The sequence below is a fragment of the Streptomyces sp. NPDC002853 genome, from assembly GCF_053591915.1.
Genome location: NZ_JBSFUS010000004.1, coordinates 386,695 through 407,717 on the forward strand (window position 1 = coordinate 386,695; position 21,023 = coordinate 407,717).

Sequence of the window (21,023 nt, forward strand, 5' to 3'; positions counted from 1 at the left end):
CAACCTAACGTTGACACATGACGCAACCCACGCAGCCCATCCGCCTCGACGACCTGATCCAGGCCATCAAGAAGGCCCACCCCGAAGCCGCCCTCGACCAGCTCTCCGACGCCGTGATCGCCGCCGATCACCTGGGCGATGTCGCCGACCATCTGATCGGCCACTTCGTGGACCAGGCGCGCCGCTCGGGCGCCTCGTGGACAGACATCGGCAAGAGCATGGGGGTCACCCGCCAGGCGGCCCAGAAGCGGTTCGTGGCCAAGGACCCCGGCGAGATGTCGGACCTCGACCCCCGGCAGGGCTTCAGCCGTTTCACCGACCGGGCGAAGAACGTGGTCATGGCCTCGCAGGAGGAGGCCCGTGCGGCGGGGAACGACGAGATCGGCCCCGGACATCTGACGCTCGCCCTCCTGACCGAACCGGACGCCCTCGCCGCGAAGGCGCTCGTCGCGCAGGGAGGTTCGCTCGACGCGATCCGTGAGAGCGTCGCCGAGACACTGCCGCCCGCGGTCGGCGAGGTGCCCGACCTCATCCCGTACGACGCCGGGGCGAAGAAGGTCCTCGAACTCACCTACCGCGAGGCCCTGCGGCTCGGGCACAACTACATCGGGACCGAGCACATCCTGCTCTCGCTCCTGGAGGCGGAGGGCGGCACGGGCACGCTCGCCGGGCTCGGGATCGACAAGGCGGCCGCCGAGGCGAACATCACCGAGGCCCTGGAGGCGATCCGCGCCTCGCTCGACCAGGCGTGAGTGAACCGCTCCCGGCCGCACGGACCCGCGCCGCCTCCCGGACGGCCGCCGCGTTCGCCTTGCCCTGCCGGGACCCGGCGAGCTTCGCCTTGATGTGGTCGCGCACGAGAATCGGTTCGTAGGCCAGCTCGTCGGAGGCGTCGAGGTGGCTCGGCAGCGTGGAGATGACCGCGTCGACGTTGCCGTCGTGGAAGTAGGCGGCCGACCTGCGCCGGACGATGCCGCCGTCCACGATCGGCGGCTTGACCCGGTGCAGGGTGGACATCCAGCGGTCGTTGGTGAGCCGGGCGGTGAGATCGCCGAGGTTGACCAGGAGCGCGCCGTCGACGGGGGACACGTCGTGCCAGGCCCCGTCGGCGCCGAGCACCTGCAGCCCGGCGACCTGATCCGCCCACAACACGGTGACCAGGCCGAAATCGGTGTGTTCTCCCATCCCCGTCAGATCGCCGTCGAGGGTGACGGCACCTTCGGGGAGGGCGTAGTTGTTCATGCGCAGTACGTCGATGGAGTGGTCGGTCAGCGACTCGAAGAAGTCGGCCGGCTCCCCCAAGGCGTCCGCGAAGACGCGGGTCAGGGTGCGGGCCACGCGGCCGGCCTCGGCGAAGTACCTCAGCACGGCTGTTTCGAACCCGTCGACCTGCGTGGGCCAGACGTTGAGCCCGTAGTCGTCCTCGGACAGGCCGAGTCCGGGGAACGAGCGGGCTTCGGTGCCGATGTTGAACGCCTCGAAGAAGTCGTTCATGCGCCCGGCCGACTCCACACCCAGGCTCAAGCTGAGGGATTCACTCTTGGGCGGACTGTAGCCGCGGTTCGCACCGGTGACCCGATAAGTCTTCCGCACCTCCAGGGGCAGGCCGAAGAAGCCGTCGACGGCGGCGGTCAGGCCGTCCACCGTCTCATCAGGGATGCCGTGACCGAGGATCTGGATGAATCCGACCCGAGCACAGGCATCGTCCAACTCCCGGGCAACCCGGGCGCGTTCGGATGCCGGGCCGTCCTCGACGTACGGCGTGAGGTCGATGACGGGAACCTGGAAGGGCATGGGCGTCTCCTGGCGCGAGCGAGGGGCTACGCCCGACTCCCTATCACGACTTCACCCACCGGATTCCGACTCCAGCCTCCGCAGACGTTCCGCGTCGCACACGCGCGGGCAGGTGCCGCACGCCTCGGCGGCGCGGATCGTGTAGTAGAGGCAGCAGCCGAGCCGCGTACGGGTCGGGTGCCGCTCTCCGTCACGGGTCGTCAGATGACGGAAGGCCGCGCCACCGGGAAAGGGCTCGACCGGGCCGGGAAGCAGTGCGTCCACCGCCCGCAGCGCCTCGTCCTCCTGGCCGAGCACGCGCCCCAGATACCAGATCCCGGAGATGAGATCGTCCCCCGCCATGCCCCACAACGCCCGCTGCCCGCGCCGCAGTCGGGGACCGATGGCGGAGAGCAGCGGTCGCATGTGCGCGACGACGGCGGCGCGCAGTTCGACACGGAGCGACTCCTCGTCGGCGAGAATCCGCGTCCCGGGGAGCCCGGCCGCCGGATCGTCCGGGAAGCAGGCGAAGGAACCGGGGACGATCTCGAAGGCGCCGGTCTCCAGATGGACGCGTACGTCCTGCGGACGGATGCGCGGCACGCGCCGCTCCAGGTACCAGGCGCCGCTCATCAGCAGGGACACCGACCAGAGGTAGCCGTGCAGGGCGCGGGACGCGGCGACGTCCGGGCGCGGGGTGTGGTCGTGGCCGCCGCGGATGCGTGCGGCCTCCGCCGCGACGAAGGCTTCCATCGCGTCGTGATGGGACGTCAGTTCGGCGCCGGTCACCCAGCCTTGGCCCGCGGACGAGTCGGGTCGCGCCACCGCGACGGCGAGTGTCCCGCAGTGCGCGGTGAGGCGCCGATAGGTCGCGGCGAGCAGGGCGGCGGGGCTCAGGGCGGTGGCGTCGGGCGCCAGGTCCGGGGCCACGGTGAGCGGCACTCGTACTCCTTGGAGGGCAGGTCCATCGGTCGTCCGACGGCGGTCCCGCCACCGTGAACTAGGTAAGGCTTACCTTATTTCTCTTCAATGTGCCGCATCGTGAGCGGCGCGCCGTGGAACTCGACGTCACGCGTGACCCACCCCTCACGGCGAGTTGACATCGTTAGGCATACCTAACCTAAACTCTCGTCCCGTGTCCAAGATCGCTGGGGCCGTCCGCCGCCCTCACCGCACCCGCGGGAAGAGCGTGGCCCAGGTGACGGGTGTCGTGCCAACGGTCAAACAGACGCACGCATAGGGCGGGCGGCCGGCCGTTCGACGGGCCCGCCCCTCCCTCTTCCCCCCGTCACACACAGCACCTCCGTTCGCACCCGGAAGTGGACTCGCACATGCGGCTGTACGTCCTTGCCCGCAACCCCACCGACTCGGTCACCGAAGGCTTTCTGCCCGCCGCGCGCGGGCTCGGCCTCGACGTCACCCTCCTCACGGATCAGCCGGATGCCCACCGTCTCCGCGAGGGGCCGGCCGCCCCGGAGATCCTGGAGTGCGACGTGCGAGACTTCCGCGCCGTCATCAGCCGGATCTCCGCCCACCACTCCCCCGGCGCGATCTTCACCAACAGCGACCATCTGCAGACCCAAGCGGCGCTGGCCGCCGACTACTTCGGGCTGCCCGGCAAGGACTGGCGGGTGGCGCTGCGCACCAAGGACAAGGCGCACATGCGACGCCACCTCGCCGCCGAGGGTGCTGACGCGGTCTGGTCCGCGGAGTTGTCCGCGGGACAGGACCCGTCCGACATCGGTGCTCTCGACGTGCCGTTCCCCTGCGTGGTCAAGCCGCGGGAAGGCGTGGCGAGCGAGGACGTGGTGCTGGTCGAGGATCCGGAGCAGTTGGTGCGGCGGTGCGCGGAGATACAGGAGCGGCGTCCGGGGGCCGCGCTGGTCGTCGAGGAGTATCTCGCCGGTGAGTTGTGCACCCTGGAGACGCTCGGCGACGGGCGCGTCCGGCATGTCCTTGGCGGCTTCCGCACGGAGGTGTCGCCACCGCCGTACTTCATCGAGGAACGAATGACGTTCACCCCCGCGCATCCCGCGCCGGTGGTGGCTCAAGTCCTGCACCAGCTCGATGTGTTGGGCGTTGGATTCGGGGCCTGCCACACGGAATTCGTGGTGTCCGAGGGGCGGGCGCGGCTCATCGAGGTCAACTACCGCGCCATCGGCGACCAATGCGATCTGCTTCTCGCTCAGCTCCTGGACCTGCCGCTCTTCGAGCACATCCTCCGCACGCACCTGGGTGAGCCGCTGCCGTCCGACCTGGGTGCGCGAACGGACGGCCGGGCACGGCTCGACTATCCGTGCGCCCGGCGCGCGGGAACGCTGACGGCGGCGCCGCGAGCGACCGAAGTGACGGTGGGCGGCGTGCGCCTCACGTACCGCCCCCTGCGCGAGATCGGCGAACGTCACGAACTGCACGGCACGAACCGCGACTTCCTCGGCGTGGTGCGCGCCACCGGCGCCGACCAGGCAGCGGTCGACCGAGCCGTGGCCGACTTCCTCGCCGCGCATCACTGGGAGATCACACCGTGACCCCGCAGCCCGGCGGGACGCCCGCGGCCGGGGCCGAGGCCGCGCTCCTCTTACGCGTACTGAGCGCACTCCTGCGCGAGGACGTACTGGGGTGGCGCACCCGAAGCGAGAAAGTGCGACGCCCGGACGGCCTGTGGCTGCGGCTGCCGGTGCCCGAGCGGAGGAGCATGGACGGCGGTGCCCTGCTCATGCCGGTCCGTGCCGATGGATATCAGGCCACCTACGCCGCTCGGCTCCCCGTGCTCCGTCGGGAGTCCGACGGGGGCGAGCTCGCCGACGCGGGCAGCGTTCTGGCCGCGCTGCGTGACCTCGCCGACCCCGTCGACCGTGGCGGGTTCGACGCGTTCGCCGTGGAGTGCGAGCAGGCACTCGACGCCACGCGGCTGCACGCCGGGACGAAGGGTGAGGTTGAGGCCCTGCTTTCCGGACGGTACGGACCCGATCCCGCCGCCTGGACCGGGCTCGCGGGTGGCATCGGGTACGACACCCTCGCCGCGCGCGCGGATCATCCCGTGTATCCGACCTCGCGCGGCCGCTCCGGGCTCACCCCCGCCCAACTCCGGGCGTACGCACCCGAGTTCCACCCCACCTTCGCACTGCGCCGGCTCGCCCTGCCCCGCGAGGCCGTCACCGTCGGCGGCGGCAGCGACGCCTGGCTCTCCCCCCGTGCGGCGGGCGCGCCCGAGCTCGAGGGAAGCCACTTCGTGCTGCCCGTGCACCCCTTGACCGCGGACGGAACCGTGCGGGACGCCCTGCGGGCAGCCGGGCTCGACGGGCAGGCCCAGTTCGTCGGCGAGCCGGGGCCCGACGTCGTACCCACCCTGTCCATGCGCACCGTCGCCCTCGCCTCCGACCCCACCCGGCACCTCAAGCTGCCGCTCGCCACCGCCACGCTGGGCCTGCGCAACCGGCGCACCATCAAGCGGGGCACCCTCACCGACGGCGCGGCAGGCCAACGGCTGATCGAGGCCGTCATCGACCGCGAACCCCGGTTCAAGGGCGTCGTCCTGCACGCGGACGAGACCCGCTTCGCCCACGCGGGCCACGAACTCCTCGCCGTGCTGCTGCGCCGCTACCCCGCCGGACTCGACGACGCCGTGGTCGTACCGATGGCCGCACTCCTGTGCCCGGCACCCGGTGGCGACCGCCTGCTCCTCGACCATCTCGCCGACCGCTTCTACGGCGATGATCCCCTCGCCCTCCTGGACGCCACGCTCACCCTCCTCTTCGACTGGCAGACCACCCTCTTCGCCCACGGGATCGCCCTGGAGTCGCATCAGCAGAACATCTCGCTGGTCCTCGACCACCACCCCGCGGACGCGGGTGCGAGCAGCCGTACCCGGCTGCGGCTGCTCTTCAAGGACAACGACGGGCCGCGCGTCAACCTCGCCCGGCTGCGCGCGGTCATGGGGCAACAGGCGCCGGAACCCGAGGCGTTCGATGACGCGCGCATCTTCGTCGTCGGCGATCTGCCCGTGCTCGACGTGTTCACCACCATCACCCTCCACCTCTGCGCAGGCGCCTACGCCTTCGGGCTCGCCCGGCACGGTCACGCCCCGCTGCGGCGGCTGCTCGGGCTCGTGCGCGAGCGGCTCACCGAGGCCGTCGAAAGGCTCGGGCCCGGCGAACCGGGCGCCCTCCTGAGGGCTTACGTCCTGGACGCGGCGGAGCTTCCCGTCAAGGCGATGGTCACCGCGGGCACCCTGCTGTCCAAGGAACGCTCCGGAGCCGCCGACATCAACAAGCACTACACGACAGGCCCCAACTACCTGCGCCACGCAGGGGTTTCATGATGCCCGCCGCAAGCCCGCAGTCACGGCCGGGCCCTCCGGGAGCGGGTGCGCGGACGGTCGCCGGCCTCGGTCCACTCCCGTATCTATCCGAGATCCTCCCGGAGTCGGGCGACGCGAGCGCCCGCTGGGCCGGGCTCCTTTGCGTCGCCCCGACGGTCTTCGGCGCGCTCGGCGCACCCCTGCGGGGCCACCGCCTCATAGGCCCGCCCGCGCCCCTCCTGACCGGCGCCGCGACCGCCCCGGCAGCCTTGGCCGCCGCCACTCTTCCCGCCCAGTTCCGCCGCTCGCCCCGCATCCGCTGGAGCCGTTGATGTCCTTGCCGACCGGCACGTACGCCGCCCCGTCCGCCACACCCGCCCTGCCCGCCGCCCACGTCGCCTGCGCCCCCGTCGCCGGTGCCGCGCCCACCCGTCTGCCCAGCGCCGACCACGCGGTGACGCACACCCTCCTCAACTGCCTGCTGCGCGAAGTCTCCGGCCCCGAGCGCCAGACCGCCGTGGTCGACGGGGATCTGCTGCTCCGGCTGCCGCGCCGCGGGGTCCTCCTGCGGGTCGCGCTGCGCCGCACCTCCCTGCTCGGCGCCCACCGCTTCACCGGCCCGGTGACCGAGCAGCGGAACGGCACCTGGGTGGAGGTGGAGTGGCCTCGCCTCGCCGAGTACACCCATGCCGAGCTCTCGTTGCGCACAGGCGTGCGCAACGAGGAGTTCCTCGAACAGATCGCCTCCAGCCATGAAGGGGTCAGCGCCGGGATCGCCGCCGCCCGCCCGGCGCCCGGCACAGGGAGGGCCACCGTGACGGATGCGGCCCTCAACTCGGCGAAGAGGGCTCCGAAGTGGCTCGCGGACTACCTCGCCTCCGAGCGGTCCCTGCTGTTCGGCCACCGCTTCCACCCCACCCCCAAGGCCCGCGGCGGCGATCTCGCCGACTGGTCCGCGTACGCCCCCGAGACCGCGGCCGCCTTCCCGCTGCGCCACCTCGCCGTACGGCACCACCTCATCACCGAGGAGTCGGTGCGGCCGGGCGCCACGGCACCGCTCGACCGCCTCGGGCCGGTACCCGAGGGCTACCGGCTGCTGCCGGTGCACCCCTGGCAGTACGACCTGCTGCGGGAGCACCCGGGGCTGCGCGCCGCCCTTGCCCGCGAGGACATCGTCGACCTGGGCCCCGGCGGCGCCCCCTTCGCGGCCACCGCATCCGTGCGCACGCTGTACGACGGTGACACCTTCCTGAAGTTCAGCCTCAACGTGCGCATCACCAACTGCCTGCGCAAGAACGCCAGTTACGAGCTATCGGGCGCCGTCGCGCTCACCCGCGCACTCGAATGCGCCCTGGACGACCTGACCGCCCGCTTCCCGGGCAGCGCGGTGCTGCGTGAACCCGCCTACCGCAGCCTGGCGCTCACCGGACCCGACGGGCGTCCCGACCTCGCCCTGCTGGAGGGCTTCGGCGTCATCGTCCGCGAAGGCCTGGCAGACCGGCTCCTTCCCGGTACGACGCCGCTGCTCGCCGCGGCCGTCGCGGACGAGTACCCGACGGGCCCCGGCCACATCTCCCGCCTCTTGGCGGGCGCCGGTCCGCAGCGGGCGCTCGACTGGTGGCGGACGTATCTCCGGCTTCTGCTGCCGCCGGTGCTCGCCGCGTACTTCGACCACGGCCTGGTGCTCGAACCGCATCTGCAGAACGTCCTCGTCTGCGTCGACGGCGGCGGCATGCCCGCGCAGGTGCTCTTCCGCGACCTGGAGGGCACCAAGCTGATCCCCGAGCGCCACGCGCGGACCTTGGCCGCGCTCCCGCCGGAGGTCGCGGGGCCGATGACGTACGACGCGCGGCGCGGCTGGGACCGCGTCGTGTACTGCCTCCTGGTGAACCACGTCGCCGAGCTGCTCGCCGCCCTCGCCGATCTCCATCCGCAGACCGAGCCCGCGCTCTGGTCGCAGGTCCGCGCCACCGTGCAGGAGTTCGCGGACACGCACGGCTGCCCGCCACGGCTCCGCGCCCTGCTCGCCGGGGAGCCGCTGCCCGCCAAGGCCAATCTGCTCACCCGCTGGGAGCGCAGGGCCGACCGGGACGCGGCCTATGTCCGGCTCACCTCACCCTTTCCGCTCGCCGAGCACGTACGGGACCTGGATGTCCCTGCCGACGCACCTTGGAGCACCGCCGGATGACCGCCCCCACCGCCGCCGTACGCGAGCACGCCCTCGGCCTTGCCTCCGACGAACTCCCCGCGTATCTCTACGACTTGTCCGCACTCGACGCCCATGCCGCCGCCGTGCGCGCCGCGCTCCCCCGGCAGGTCGAGCTCCACTACGCCGCCAAGGCCAACCCCGAGCCGGAGATCCTGACCGCGCTCGGCCCGCACGTCGACGGTTACGAGGTGTCGTCGGGCGGCGAACTCGCGCATGTGGCCAAGGCGGTGGCCGGGCGCCCGCTGGCCTTCGGCGGTCCCGGCAAGACGCCGGACGAGCTCGTCGCCGCCCTGGAGCTGGGCGTGGAACGCTTCCATGTCGAGAGCGTCTACGAGCTGCGGATGCTGGCCTCGATCACCGCCCGCGTGGCGCCGCACACCCGCGTGGGCGTCCTGCTCCGGTTCAATCTCGACGTCGGCGCCGCGTCTCTGGAGGGCAGTTCCCTCGCGATGGGCGGACGCCCCACTCCCTTCGGCATCGACCCGGCCGAGGCGGACTGCGCGGTCTCTCTGTTCACCGCAGGGAGCCTCCCCGAGCTTCATCTGCTGGGCGTACACGCCCATCTGGCCAGCGGGCTCGACGCACCGCGGCAGCTCGCCGTCGCCGAGTCGATCGTGACGTGGTCGCAGGCACTCGCCGCACGACACGGCATCCGCCTCACGGAGGTGAACGTCGGCGGCGGGATGAGCGTCGACTACGCCGACCCCGGCGTGCGCTTCGACTGGACCGCGTACGGCGAGGGCCTTGCCCGGCTCTGCGCGGCGCACCCCTTACTGACGCTGCGCATCGAGCCGGGGCGGGCGCTGAGCGCGTACTGCGGCTGGTACGCCACCGAGGTCCTGGACGTGAAGCAGAGCCACGGCGAGGAGTTCGCGGTGGTGCGCGGCGGCACCCACCATCTGCGCACTCCGGCGGCCAAGGGCCACGACCAGCCGTGCACCGTGCTCCCGGCGGCCGGGCCGTGGCCGCACCCCTGGCCCCGGTCCGAGGCACGGCAGGACCGGGTGACGTTCGCGGGGCAGTTGTGCACCCCGAAGGACGTCCTGTCCCGGCAGGTTCCGGTGCCGGGGCTGCGGGCCGGGGACCGGGTGGTGTTCGCGATGGCGGGCGCGTACGCGTGGAACATCTCGCACCACGATTTCCTGATGCACCCGAGGCCGGGCTTCCACTTCCTGTGACCGCCCTCGCCTGCCCGACGGCGTGGCGGCACCCGCTCACCGGCGGTTCCTGCTCCGCATCAGCAGCGCCACGAGGGCTATCGCGAAGACGACGAAAACGATGACGAACATCGTCGCTCCCCCGCGCGATGCCCACATCTTGGCCAGTTCGACCGACGTATCTGGGTGCACGTCTTCTCTCCTTCAGCCCGGTCAGAGGTTGACGGAAGTCCATGTGCCCCCGGGTTCACGGTTGAAGCTCCGGTACTTCCGGGGCCACCGCACGAGGGTGCGCGGGATCAGGCTCCGGTCGTGGAGCCCGGCCTGATGATCATGAGGACGGTGACGGTGGCCCAGAGGAGGTTGAAGATGCCGGTGTACATCGCGAGTTGAGAGCTGGTGCGCTCCCCCACGGCCACCACGCCTCCTCCCTCGGCGAGTTGCCCGCCCGCACCCTCAGCGCCTTGCCCTGCTGCGGCCACCGCTTCGAGCGCGGCCTCCTGGCGCGGCAGGACGAGGACGATGAGCACCACGGCCGCCGCCATCGTGATGATGATCGAGGCGATCAGCCAGGCGCTGCCGAGCACGCCCAGGCTCTGTGCGGTCACCAGTCCGGTGATGGGGACGGCGACGCCGACGAACGCGTACACCGAGCAGATGCGCTGCAGCAGCCGCAGCGAGGCGAGGGCCGCCGCGTCCCGCGGGTCGGCCTGGGCGCGCCGCAGGACCGCGGGGAACATGCTGGCGGCGACGGTGACCGGGCCGACCGTGAGGATGGCGGCCAGCACATGCAGCGTCAGGAAGAACTTGGTCACGACGGGCCCTCGGAATTCGTAGAACGGCAGAGGTGCGGAGGTGCGGAACGGCGAAGGTGCGGAACGGCGAAGATGCGGATTAGCGGCGGTCGCACGGCCGCGACCGGGACCCGCTCGCCGAGATTAGTCAGCGCCCCGTCCACCGAACAGTGGCATTAATGACAGGCTTCGCAGAGATACCGCCATCGGATGCCAGGCCAGTGCATGGGAGGGGCAAGAGCCCTCCGTGCCTGCGCACCGGCTTGGCGAGATCCTGACCCTGGCGTACGTTGCCGCCATGCACACCGTGGCCGTCCTGGCACTGGACACCGTCATCCCGTTCGACCTGTCCACCCCCATCGAGGTCTTCGGCCGCACCCGGCTGCCCGGCGGACGCCCCGGCTACCGGGTGCGTGTCTGCGCCGCCGCGCCCGAGACCGACGCCGGCCTGTTCACCCTCCGGGCGCCCTGGGGCCTTGAGGGGCTCGCGGACGCGGACACGATCATCGTGCCCGGCAGCGCCGACGTGTCCCGGCCCCTCCCCGACGCGGCGCTCGCCGCACTGCGGGACGCGGCTGCCGACGGGACGCGGATCGCCTCGATCTGCGCCGGCACCTTCACGCTCGCCGCGGCCGGACTGCTCTCCGGGCTGCGCGCCACCACACACTGGGCGGCCGCGGCCGAACTCGCCGAACGCCACCCCGACATCGACGTCGACCCGGACGTGCTCTACGTCGACAACGGGCAGATCCTGACCTCCGCCGGCGCCGCCGCCGGGCTCGACCTGTGTCTGCACCTGATCCGCAGGGATTACGGCTCGGCCGTCGCGGCGGACGCCGCCCGGCTCTCGGTGATGCCCCTGGAACGCGAGGGCGGCCAGGCCCAGTTCATCGTCCCGGAGGCTCCGCCCACACCACAGGGCTCCGAACTCGAGCCGCTCCTGCGCTGGCTGGAGGAGAACGCCGGCCGTGAGCTCACCCTGGAGGACATCGCAAGCCGGGCGGGCATGAGCACCCGTACCCTGCTGCGCCGCTTCCGGGATCAGACGGGCAGCACACCTCTGCAGTGGCTGCACCGCGCCCGCATCCGGCAGGCCCAGCACCTGCTCGAATCGACGGGGCACTCCGTCGAGCGCATCGCCGTCCAGGTCGGCTTCGGCTCGCCCACCGCGTTCCGTGACCGCTTCAAGCGCGTCGCCGGAGTCAGCCCGCAGGCCTATCGCAGGGCCTTCCAGTGACACCGGCCGCCGCCGTGCGGTGACGCTCAGACCTTGCGGGCCTCGACGAGGCACCAGTGAGGGCTGCCGTCGGCGCGGCGCCCGAACTGCTCCAGCGGATGCAGCCGCATGGTGAAGCCGGCCCGGAGCAGGTCGTCGAGCACGCCCCGCAGCGGGAAGGTCCTGTAGTACATGACGAACGGCGGACGCCACAGCAGGTTCCGCACCCGCATCACCCCGTCGAAGCCGAGCAGCGCCCAGTACAGCGGCGAGGTCGGGGGCGGCGGCGCGCCGATCGGGAAGGCGAAGACCCCGCCGGGCCGCAGCGCCCCGCACACCTCCGCGAACAGCTTCGGACGCTCGGCGGGCAGAAAGTGCCCGAACGCCCCGAAGCTGACCGCCAGGTCGAAGACGTCGACGAAGGGCAGGGCGCGGGCGTCGGCCCGCACCCACTGCACGGCGGGCCCGGCCCGGCGCGGGACCACGGCAGCCCGCGCCTCGGTCAGCATCCCCGAGCTGAAGTCCACGCCGGTGACCCGCTCCCGGCACAGCGGCAGCAGCGTCTCGACGCCCGCACCGGTGCCGCAGCAGACATCGAGCCCCGCATCGAACGGCCCCAGTCGCCCCAGGGTGTCCGCGACGGCGTGCAGCATCCGGTCGGGGGTGCGGAATGGGGTGTGGTCGAACTTCGGGGCCAGCAGGTCATAGCCGTCCTCGATGGAGGAGAGCGCCTGCACGGCCAGTTCGCGGAGTGTGGGTCCCTGGGAGGTGAACACCGTCCCCACCCTAGTCAGCGGCGGGGCGGCCGGGGCGCGGCCACGGGCAAACCCTCGACCCCGGACAAACCGGGGCATATCTTGGTAGTGGGACGGGCGACTCGGAAGAAGGGGGTCGTCATGGTCGAAGAGCTGCTCACGGCAGGGGCCGCGGTCGCGGCTGCCGGGTTTCTGTACGTGGCGTCGGCGGCCCGCGTGGTCAAGCAGTACGAGCGGGGTGTGGTGTTCCGCCTCGGCCGGCTGCGGGAGGAGGTCCGTCAGCCGGGATTCACCATGATCGTCCCCGGTGTCGACCGCCTGAACAAGGTGAACCTGCAGATCGTGACGATGCCGGTCCCGGCGCAGGACGGCATCACCCGGGACAACGTCACCGTGCGCGTGGACGCGGTCATCTACTTCAAGGTGATCGACGCGGCGGACGCGGTGATCAAGGTCGAGGACTACCGCTTCGCCGTCTCGCAGATGGCGCAGACGTCGCTGCGTTCGATCATCGGCAAGAGCGATCTGGACGATCTGCTCTCCAACCGCGAGAAGCTCAACCAAGGCCTTGAGTTGATGATCGACTCCCCCGCCATGGGCTGGGGCGTACAGATCGACCGGGTCGAGATCAAGGACGTGTCGCTCCCGGAGACCATGAAGCGCTCGATGGCGCGGCAGGCCGAGGCCGACCGTGAGCGGCGGGCCCGCGTGATCAACGCGGACGCCGAGCTGCAGGCCTCCAAGAAGCTGGCCGAGGCCGCGCACCAGATGGCGGAGGAACCCGCCGCGCTGCAACTGCGGCTGCTGCAGACCGTGGTGGCCGTCGCCGCCGAGAAGAACTCGACCCTCGTCCTGCCCTTCCCCGTGGAACTCCTGCGCTTCCTGGAGAAGGCCCAGCAGGCGCAGGCGCTGCCGACCGCGCCACCGGCCACGGCGGCGAACCCGGAGCCGGAACGACCGGAGGCGGCATAGGCACAAGCACGAGCAGGAGGCATGCCTCATGACCGGCGCCCGGGCCACCACCGCGGCAGGCAAGACCCGGTTCGACGACATCTACGACCAGCCCGACCCCCGCGCGTACTTCCGCACCCTGGGCCCCCTGGGGTACGAGATACCGCAGCACGCGCAGGGCGTCTTCCGGCGCACGCTCGCCCAGCGGTCGGCGGTGCGCGGCACCCAGCTCCCCGTCACGGTCCTGGACCTCTGCTGCTCCTACGGGATCAACGCGGCGCTGCTCTGCCACGACCTCACGCTCGCCGACCTGTACGCGCACTACACCAGCGCCGAGACCGCGGCCCTGGCCCGGGGCGAGCTCGTCGAGGCCGACAAGGAGTTCTACGCCGCACGTCGGCGCTCCGACGCCGTCCCGGTCATCGGTCTCGACACCGCCGGCAACGCCACGCGGTACGCCCTGGAGGTGGGGCTGCTCGACGAGGCGTATGCCGAGAACCTCGAGCGCCACCCGCCCAGCGACGGGTTGCGCGACGCCATGGGGCGCGTCGGCCTGATCACGGTCACCGGAGGCATCGGCTACATCACGCACCGCACCTTCGGCGCGCTCCTGGACGCGGCCCGCATCCCGGTGTGGGTGAGCGCGTTCGCCCTGCGCACGGTGTCCTTCGGGGAGATCCTCGCGACGCTGGACGCGCACGGCCTGGCCACCGACACCGATCCCGAACGGACTTACCCGCAGCGGATGTTCACCGATATCGCCGAGCAGAGCAGCGCGGTGGCCCAGGTGCTCGAGGCCGGTGACGACCCCACGGGCCTGGAGGCGGAGGGCCGCTACTACGCCCGCCTCCACCAGTCACGGCCCCGGCCGGCGTAGCGCCTTGTCCGCGGTGGTGCGGGGCATGTTCGCGCCAGGCCCCGCACCACTGCGGCACCGACCGAGCCGCCCGCGTCGCCCGATCCGCCCACCCGTTCAGCTGGTGAAGAACTCGCTGACCTGCTCCGCGAACTGCTGCGGGCTCTGCTCGTGCACATCGTGGCCGACCGGGATCGAGATCACCCGGGAGTCGGGGATCGCCGCGGCCATGTCGGGGATGCGCTCCTGCGGCATGCTGCTGTCCGGGCCGCCCGCCACGATCAGCGTCGGCGCGACGATCTCGCCGAGGCGTTCGGCCCACTCCCGGTCGGGGTCGAAGATCTGGGCGCGGACCGCGGGGGACACGGGCCAGTCGAAGTCGATGGCCCCGTCGGGTTGCGGGGCCTCGACCCAGTCGCGCGGGTAGGGGGGCGGCGCCTCCTCCAGGACGAGGCGCTCGACGCGGTCCGGGTGCTCCTGGGCGAGCAGATAGGCCACGACCCCGCCCATGGAGTGACCCACAAGGCCCACCCGGTCCAGGCTGAGCTCGTCGAGGAAGCCGAGCACGTCGTCCCGCATCAGCTCGACCGTGTACTCGTCCGGCCAGTCGCTCTCCCCGTGCCCGCGCAGATCGAGCGCGTACACCCGCCACTCCTGGCCGAGCGTCTGCCCGACCTTCTCCCAGCTCGCCGAGGAACCGCCGAGCCCGTGCAGCAGCACGACGGGCGCTCCGTACGAGTCGCCCCAGGTCCGATAGGCCAGGCGTACGTCGCCCACATCCACCACCGCGTGATCGCTCATGCCCCTGACGCTACAGCGCGATGCGCGACCCATTGAGCAGTGGCCCGGACCCATGCTAGAAAGCGCTTGCTCTCCTCTCGGCCCTCGCAGCCCTCGCGCCTTCTTCCGCCGCACTCCCCCCTCACCATCGGAGACCCCATGCACTCTCCTTGGTCCCGCCGCGCCTTCCTGCTCACCACCGGTGGCTCCGCGCTCGCCCTGACGGCCTCGGGTCTGCCCGCCGACGAGGCGGCAGCGGCGGAGCAAGCGGACGCCTACGAGGCGCTGCGCACCAGGTGGCGCACCCTTCTCCTCGGCGAGGGCTTCTCCCCGGCGGCCGAGCCCTTCAAGAGCCGCCTCGCCGAACTCGGCACCACGGCGCGGGAACTGCGCGACACCATGGCCCCCGCCACGGGCTCCCTGTGGCCGGACATCTCGTACGCCGACCCCGATCCGGACACAGACCAAGAGTCGTACGGATACTCCGCCAACGTGGTAACCGGTTACAGCAGGCTCAGCACCATGGCCCAGGCCTACCGGCAGGAGGGCACGGGCCTGACCGGCGACGCCGGCCTCAGGACCGGCATCCTCAAAGGCCTCGATCATCTCTGCGCCGAGGTCTACAACGAGAACCAGGCGCGCTTCGGCAACTGGTACAGCTGGCAGATTGGCGCCCCGCAGGCCCTCCTCGACGTCTGCGTGCTGATGTACGACCAGTTGTCCGCGACCCAGGTGGCCGCCTACTGCAGGGCCGTGGACCACTTCGTGCCCGACTCCGCGGTGGGCAGTTACACCGGGACGAGCACCGGAGCCAATCGCGTCGACCTGTGCCGTGTGCTCGCCCTGCGCGGGGTCGTCGGCGCCAGTGCCGCGAAGATCGCGCTGGCCAGGGACGCACTCTCCCCCGTCTTCCCGTACGTGACGACCGGCGACGGCCTCTACACCGACGGCTCGTTCATCCAGCACACCACCGTGCCCTACACGGGCTCGTACGGGTCGGTGATGCTGGGCGGCCTCGGCATGCTCTTCTCGCTGCTGCGGGGCTCCAGTTGGGAGGTCACGGACGCCAAGAAGCAGATCGTCTTCGACGCCGTGGAGAAGGCGTGGGCGCCGTTCATCTACAACGGCCTCGTCATGGACGGGGTGGCGGGCCGCGCCATCAGCCGCGGCCTGGCCGCGTCCGACACCAAGAAGATCCAGGCGGACGACCACCGGCGCGGCCACCCCATCATGGCGGCCGTGGCGCTCCTGGGTCAGGGCGCGAGCGCCGCCGAGAACGCGCGCTGGCGCGGCCTGGTCAAGGGCTGGATGCGGCGCGACTACTACAGCCCGCCGCTGAGCGACGCCTCGCTCGGTCTGACGAGCCTGGCCCGGTTGCAGGACATTGAGGACGATGCGTCGGTGACCGCCCTCGCCGAGCCCACCGGCCACCGCCTCTTCCCCAGCATGGCCCGCGCCACGCACCGGCGCCCCGGCTGGGCCGCGTCGATCAGCATGGCCGATCCCCGCATCACGTACTACGAGACGGGCAACGGCGAGAACCTGCGCGGCTGGCACACCGGCTCCGGCATGCTCTATTGGTGGGGCGACAGTTACGCCAACGGGCAGTACAGCGACGCCTTCTGGCCCACCGTCGACCCCTACCGACTGCCCGGCATCACGGCCTCCCGCAAGGCGCTCGCGGATGCGGCGGGCGGCGACTGGGGCGCGTCCCTGCCGGACGTGAGGTGGGTGGGCGGAGCGAGTGACGGGCAACGCGCCGCGATCGGGCAGTACTTGAAGGGCCTGCAGAGCACCCTGCGTGCGAAGAAGTCGTGGTTCTGCCTGGACGACGCGATCGTCTGCCTGGGCGCGGGCATCGCCTGCACGGACGGCGCGGCGGTCGAGACGACCGTCGAGAACCGCAACCTCGGCCCGACGGGAACCACCCCCTTCCAGGTGGACGGCGCCGCCAAGCCGACCACGTCCCCCTGGTCGGCGACGCTCACCGGCGCCAAGTGGGCGCACATCGGCGGGCACGGCGGCTATGTCTTCCCCGGTGGCGCGACGGTCAAGGCGCTGCGCGAGGAGCGCACCGGCAAGTGGAGCGACATCAACAAGGGCGGCTCGACGACCGCGATCGCCCGCAAGTACCTCACCATGTACGTCGACCACGGCAGCGCCCCGACGAACGGCACGTACGCCTACGTCCTGATGCCGGGCGCGAGCGCGGCACAGACGGCGGCCCGGTCGGCGGCCACCGGATGGCTCCAGATCCTTGCCAACTCCGACAACCAGCAGGGCGTCTCCGTGCCCTCACTGGGCTTCACCGGGGTCAGCTTCTGGTTCGGCGGAACGGTCGGCAAGCTCACCGCGAGCGCCCCCTGCTCCGTGCAGATCAGCGAGAAGAGCGACGGCACCGCGGTCATCTGCGTCAGCGACCCGATGCGCGCGCAGACCTCGTTGACGCTGACCTGGAGTCGCGCCGTGGCCGCGGTGACGGCCAGGCCCGCCACGGTCACCTCGGCGGCGACGGGCGCGTCCCTGAAGCTGACCTTCGGGGATCTGAGCGGCACGAAGGGGGCCACGCAGCGGATCACGGTCAGGCTGGGCTGACGTCCGGGCGGGGCGCGGCCCACCCGAACGGCGCCCCGCACCCGTAGCACCGATGCTTTCCGGTCGACCCTCGATTCCGGTAGAAAATCAAAACAACTGTCGTCGCAGGTCAGGCAGTTGTTCTTGCTTGCACCATCGCTTCCGGTCCATATGCTGGACGCCCGCGAGGCCTCCTCTCGCAGCCTTGCCGCCCGCCCTGAGCTGCCCGAACAGCCGTCCAGTGACCGCTCAGCGGACACATGCATCCGGAAATCGACCATACATTTGGTGCTCACTCTCCGCACCGGCAAGACTCCCGTCAGCAACCAGGACAACACCCGCATCAAAGGAGAGTTGACGTGCGTTTCTTCCTCAAGACGGTGGGCGCCACCGCTGTCGTGGCCGCCTGCGTGATGTCCGGAACCTCTGGCACGGCACAGGCCCAGCCCAAGGCGGCCGACGCCGGCCTGCACGCGCCCTCGTCACTGGTCCTCGCCGTCGGCCAGGGCGAGGAGGCGGACACCGCTACGATGCAGCGCGCCGTGACGCTGAACTGCGCGCCCAAGGCCTCGGGTACCCACCCCTCGGCATCTGCCGCCTGTGCCGAACTGCGTGCCGTGAACGGCGAGTTCGCCCAGCTGGTCAGCGCGTCTCCCGCCGCGTTCTGCACGAAGGAATGGCAGCCCGTCGTCGTCACCGTCGACGGCGTGTGGCAGGGCCGGCGCGTCACGTGGAGCCAGACCTTCGGCAACAGCTGCGAGATGCGGGCGGGCCTCGCCGAAGGCGCGGCCTTCACGTTCTGAGCCTCCCCGACCCTCTACCTGCCGTGAAAGCGGCGGTAATTGGGTGGACGCGGCCTCGGCCCTGACGGTGGGATGAGGCCTCGTCCGTCACGACCGCGCCTTGGACGACGCCCCGAGCGACGTCCAAGGCGCTTGGTATGTCAGGGAGTTGCTCAGATGACAGCAAGCGGATCCGAGGACCGTGACACCACGCGGGACCTCGACGCCGTCGACGGAGCCGACCGCGACCCGCACATCGACACGGACCTGGTCCGCCGACTGCTGGCAGCGCAGTTCCCCCGATGGGCAGACCTGCCGATCACCCCGGTCCCGCGGTCCGGCATGGACAACGCGACCTACCGGCTCGGCGCCGGCATGTCCGTGCGACTGCCGCGCTACCGCCGCTGGGTCGGACAGGTGGAGGCGGAACAGCGATGGCTGCCGTGGCTCGCCCCGCAGCTGCCCCTCGCCGTCTCCGAGCCGCTCGGCATGGGCGAGCCCGGCGAGGGCTACCCCTTCCCCTGGTCCGTCTACCGGTGGCTGGAGGGCGACACCGCGACCACCGAATCCCTGGCCGATCCGCTCCGGGCGGCGGCGGACCTGGCCGGGTTCGTCACCGCCCTGCGACGCATCGACCCCACGGGCGGCCCGGGCCCCCGGCTCAGCAACGCGTTCCGCGGGGAACGGGTGGGCACCGAGTGCGACTCCTTGTGCGCCGACTCCCTCGTACGCGCCAAGATCGCGAAGCTGAAGGTGACGGGCCTCGTCGACACCGACGCGGTGACCGCCGTATGGGACGCGGCGCTCGCGGCTCCCGCGTGGGACGAGCCGCCGGTCTGGGTCCACGGTGACCTCGCGACCGGCAATCTCCTGGCCGTCGAAGGGCGTCTGAGTGCCGTCATCGACTTCGGGACACTGGCCGTGGGCGACCCGGCGGTCGACCTGCTGCCCGCGTGGCTGTTCCTGCCGGACGAGGCCCGCGGCGCGTTCCGCGATGCGGCCGGCGTGGACGACGCGATGTGGGCGCGGGCCCGCGGGATCGCGCTCGCGGGATCGCTGCCCGTCCCCGACGACCCGTTCTTCGACGATCCGGCGCGGGTGACGGCGGCGCTGCGGAACCTCGCCGCGGTCATCGCCGATCGCTGAGAATCCACCGCGAGATGTCGCCGGAAGAATTTTCCCTCGGCATGTCGATCCGGCCGATCGCCGTTCGTATGGACAGTGAGAAGCCGACAACGGCCGGTCAGAGCGATCCGCCGGTCCCAAGGAGAGGCAGCCATGAACCAGTACTTGATCAGCGTTTACCAGCCCGACGGCGGCGTCCCGGAGCCGGAGATCCTCGAACCGATCATGCGCGACGTCGAGGCGGTGAACACCGAGCTCAAGGAGGCGGGCGCCTGGGTGTTCGCCGGGGGCCTCTTCCCGCCGAGCACGGCGACCGTGCTGCGCCTCAAGGACAGCGAGGTGCTCACGACCGACGGCCCGTACGTCGAGGGCAAGGAGCATCTGGGCGGCTTCACCGTGATCCAGGCGGCCGACCTGGACGAGGCGCTCGCCTGGGGCGCCAAGGTGGCCCGCGCCATCACCCTGCCCGTCGAGGTCAGGCCGCTGCAGCCCGGATCCTGCTAGTGACCTCAGATCCCCCCGAGGTCACGTCGGAGATGATCGAACAGGTCTTCCGTGCGGAGTACGGGCGCGCGGTGGCCGTACTGGTCCGCGTCTTCGGCGACATCGACATCGCCGAGGAGGCGGTCCAGGAGGCGTTCGCCACGGCGGCGCGGCGGTGGCCTGACACCGGTCTGCCGCCGAGCCCGGCCGGCTGGATCATCACCACCGCCCGCAACCGCGCGATCGACCGCCTGCGCCGCGAGGCGTCCCGCGAGGACCGGCATGCGCAGGCCGCCCTGCTGCACGCCCACGAGGCACCGGCCCAGGAGGGACCCGTGCGCGACGACCGCCTGCGCCTGATCTTCACCTGCTGCCATCCCGCGCTCGCCCCGGCGGCGCGGGTGGCCCTCACGCTGCGTCTCCTGGGCGGACTCACCACCACGGAGATCGCCCGCGCCTTCCTGGTGCCGGAGCCGACCATGGCCCAGCGGATCGTGCGGGCCAAGGGCAAGATCCGCGACGCGCACATCCCGTACCGGGTGCCCAGCGACGCGGACCTGCCGGAACGGCTCCACGCGGTCCTGGCCGTCGTCTACCTCGTCTACAACGAGGGGCACACGGCCGGCGCGGGAGACGCGCTCGTCCGCGACGACCTCTGCGCGGAAGCCGTGCGCCTGGGACGGCTCCTGACCGAGCTGATGCCCGACGAGCCGGAGGCCCTGGGCCTGCTCGCGCTGATGCTGCTCTCCGAGTCGCGGCGGCCGGCCAGGACCACCGCCGACGGCGGGCTCGTCCTCCTCGCCGACCAGGACCGCGGCCGATGGGACCGCGCCCTGATCGCCGAGGGCCAGGAACTCGTCCGCCGCTGCCTGCGCCGCGGCCGGCCCGGGCCGTACCAGATCCAGGCCGCGATCAACGCCGTGCACAGCGACGCGACGACCGCGGACGCCACGGACTGGGGCCAGATCCTCCAGCTGTACGACCAGCTCCTGGCCGTCACCCCGAGCCCGGTCTCGGCCCTCAACCGCGCGGTGGCCGTCGCCGAAGTCAAGGGCCCCGCCGCGGCGTTGGCCCTCGTCGACGAGCTGGGCCTCGACGGCTATCACGTCTTCCACGCCGTCCGCGCCGACCTGCTCCGGCGCCTGGGCCGCACCGCCGAGGCGAACGCCGCGTACGACGCCGCCCTCGCCCGTACCGAGAACGCGGCCGAGCGTGCGTTCCTGCTCGGCCGCCGGCAGGAGGGGCCGGCCCCCCGGTTAGGCTGACGC

At 71.6% G+C, this 21,023-nt stretch carries 20 protein-coding genes; 14 read left to right on the forward strand and 6 right to left on the reverse strand.

The window, feature by feature from the left end:
• The first annotated feature begins 17 nt into the window (after positions 1-17).
• Entirely contained in the window at positions 18-752 is a 735-nt protein-coding gene (locus ACWD02_RS12950) for a Clp protease N-terminal domain-containing protein (RefSeq protein ID WP_451208454.1), read from the forward strand.
• Here ACWD02_RS12950 and ACWD02_RS12955 read toward each other — a convergent pair.
• Positions 706-1,794: an isopenicillin N synthase family dioxygenase gene (locus tag ACWD02_RS12955; RefSeq protein ID WP_451208456.1), complete on the reverse strand. Its 1,089-nt coding sequence runs from the start codon at positions 1,792-1,794 to the stop codon at positions 706-708. The genes ACWD02_RS12950 and ACWD02_RS12955 overlap by 47 nt on opposite strands.
• Positions 1,795-1,845: 51 nt before the next feature.
• Positions 1,846-2,715 (reverse strand): (2Fe-2S)-binding protein, encoded by an 870-nt coding sequence (locus tag ACWD02_RS12960; protein ID WP_451208459.1) that lies wholly within the window; start codon positions 2,713-2,715, stop codon positions 1,846-1,848.
• A gap of 389 nt (positions 2,716-3,104) precedes the next feature.
• Here ACWD02_RS12960 and ACWD02_RS12965 point away from each other — a divergent pair, with 389 nt between their 5' ends.
• Genes ACWD02_RS12965 through ACWD02_RS12985 form a run of 5 tightly spaced genes read left to right on the forward strand, consistent with a single transcriptional unit; the run spans position 3,105 to position 9,460 of the window.
• Complete coding sequence (locus tag ACWD02_RS12965; protein WP_451208462.1) at positions 3,105-4,301, forward strand: ATP-grasp domain-containing protein; 1,197 nt, start codon at positions 3,105-3,107, stop codon at positions 4,299-4,301.
• Positions 4,298-6,094, forward strand: a complete 1,797-nt coding sequence (locus tag ACWD02_RS12970; protein ID WP_451208465.1) for an IucA/IucC family protein — start codon at positions 4,298-4,300, stop codon at positions 6,092-6,094. Before ACWD02_RS12965 ends, ACWD02_RS12970 begins: the two co-directional genes overlap by 4 nt.
• Entirely contained in the window at positions 6,091-6,405 is a 315-nt protein-coding gene (locus ACWD02_RS12975; RefSeq protein WP_451208467.1) for a hypothetical protein, read from the forward strand. The genes ACWD02_RS12970 and ACWD02_RS12975 overlap by 4 nt, the downstream gene beginning before the upstream one ends.
• A complete protein-coding gene (locus ACWD02_RS12980; RefSeq protein WP_451208470.1) occupies positions 6,405-8,261 on the forward strand; it encodes an IucA/IucC family protein in 1,857 nt (618 codons plus the stop codon). Before ACWD02_RS12975 ends, ACWD02_RS12980 begins: the two co-directional genes overlap by 1 nt.
• Positions 8,258-9,460 (forward strand): type III PLP-dependent enzyme, encoded by a 1,203-nt coding sequence (locus tag ACWD02_RS12985; RefSeq protein WP_451208473.1) that lies wholly within the window; start codon positions 8,258-8,260, stop codon positions 9,458-9,460. The genes ACWD02_RS12980 and ACWD02_RS12985 overlap by 4 nt, the downstream gene beginning before the upstream one ends.
• Before the next feature lie 36 nt (positions 9,461-9,496).
• On the opposite strand, the gene ACWD02_RS12990 is transcribed toward ACWD02_RS12985, so the two are convergent.
• Both ACWD02_RS12990 and ACWD02_RS12995 read right to left on the reverse strand, forming a co-directional pair.
• Complete coding sequence (locus tag ACWD02_RS12990) at positions 9,497-9,631, reverse strand: hypothetical protein (protein WP_451208476.1); 135 nt, start codon at positions 9,629-9,631, stop codon at positions 9,497-9,499.
• Positions 9,632-9,738: 107 nt separating this feature from the next.
• Positions 9,739-10,254, reverse strand: coding sequence for a hypothetical protein (locus ACWD02_RS12995; protein WP_451208479.1), 516 nt, complete (start codon positions 10,252-10,254; stop codon positions 9,739-9,741).
• Between the two features lie 277 nt (positions 10,255-10,531).
• Here ACWD02_RS12995 and ACWD02_RS13000 point away from each other — a divergent pair, with 277 nt between their 5' ends.
• A complete protein-coding gene (locus tag ACWD02_RS13000) occupies positions 10,532-11,470 on the forward strand; it encodes a GlxA family transcriptional regulator (protein WP_451209197.1) in 939 nt (312 codons plus the stop codon).
• Between the two features lie 26 nt (positions 11,471-11,496).
• Here the strand turns inward: ACWD02_RS13000 and ACWD02_RS13005 are convergent, their stop codons facing one another.
• The gene (locus ACWD02_RS13005; RefSeq protein ID WP_451208482.1) at positions 11,497-12,225 is read right to left on the reverse strand and encodes a class I SAM-dependent methyltransferase; all 729 of its coding nucleotides are present in this window, start codon (positions 12,223-12,225) and stop codon (positions 11,497-11,499) included.
• 120 nt (positions 12,226-12,345) lie between these two features.
• Between ACWD02_RS13005 and ACWD02_RS13010 the strand changes: the two genes are divergently transcribed.
• Both ACWD02_RS13010 and ACWD02_RS13015 read left to right on the forward strand, forming a co-directional pair.
• Positions 12,346-13,176 carry a slipin family protein gene (locus ACWD02_RS13010; protein WP_451208485.1) on the forward strand — a complete coding sequence of 277 codons (831 nt, stop codon included), beginning with the start codon at positions 12,346-12,348 and terminating at the stop codon, positions 13,174-13,176.
• 28 nt (positions 13,177-13,204) lie between these two features.
• Entirely contained in the window at positions 13,205-14,032 is an 828-nt protein-coding gene (locus ACWD02_RS13015) for a hypothetical protein (RefSeq protein WP_451208487.1), read from the forward strand.
• Positions 14,033-14,128: 96 nt separating this feature from the next.
• Here ACWD02_RS13015 and ACWD02_RS13020 read toward each other — a convergent pair whose 3' ends face one another.
• A complete protein-coding gene (locus ACWD02_RS13020) occupies positions 14,129-14,812 on the reverse strand; it encodes an alpha/beta fold hydrolase (protein WP_451208490.1) in 684 nt (227 codons plus the stop codon).
• 138 nt (positions 14,813-14,950) lie between these two features.
• Between ACWD02_RS13020 and ACWD02_RS13025 the strand changes: the two genes are divergently transcribed.
• The 5 genes from ACWD02_RS13025 to ACWD02_RS13045 all read left to right on the forward strand — a co-directional run bounded on the left by ACWD02_RS13025 (position 14,951) and on the right by ACWD02_RS13045 (position 21,020).
• The gene (locus tag ACWD02_RS13025) at positions 14,951-17,386 is read left to right on the forward strand and encodes a polysaccharide lyase 8 family protein (protein ID WP_451208492.1); all 2,436 of its coding nucleotides are present in this window, start codon (positions 14,951-14,953) and stop codon (positions 17,384-17,386) included.
• 338 nt (positions 17,387-17,724) lie between these two features.
• Positions 17,725-18,168: a subtilase-type protease inhibitor gene (locus tag ACWD02_RS13030; RefSeq protein ID WP_451208495.1), complete on the forward strand. Its 444-nt coding sequence runs from the start codon at positions 17,725-17,727 to the stop codon at positions 18,166-18,168.
• A 156-nt stretch (positions 18,169-18,324) separates the two neighbouring features.
• Complete coding sequence (locus ACWD02_RS13035) at positions 18,325-19,293, forward strand: aminoglycoside phosphotransferase family protein (protein WP_451208498.1); 969 nt, start codon at positions 18,325-18,327, stop codon at positions 19,291-19,293.
• Between the two features lie 132 nt (positions 19,294-19,425).
• Positions 19,426-19,776, forward strand: a complete 351-nt coding sequence (locus tag ACWD02_RS13040; RefSeq protein WP_451208501.1) for a YciI family protein — start codon at positions 19,426-19,428, stop codon at positions 19,774-19,776.
• A gap of 32 nt (positions 19,777-19,808) precedes the next feature.
• A complete protein-coding gene (locus ACWD02_RS13045; protein ID WP_451209200.1) occupies positions 19,809-21,020 on the forward strand; it encodes an RNA polymerase sigma factor in 1,212 nt (403 codons plus the stop codon).
• Positions 21,021-21,023 lie beyond the last annotated feature (3 nt).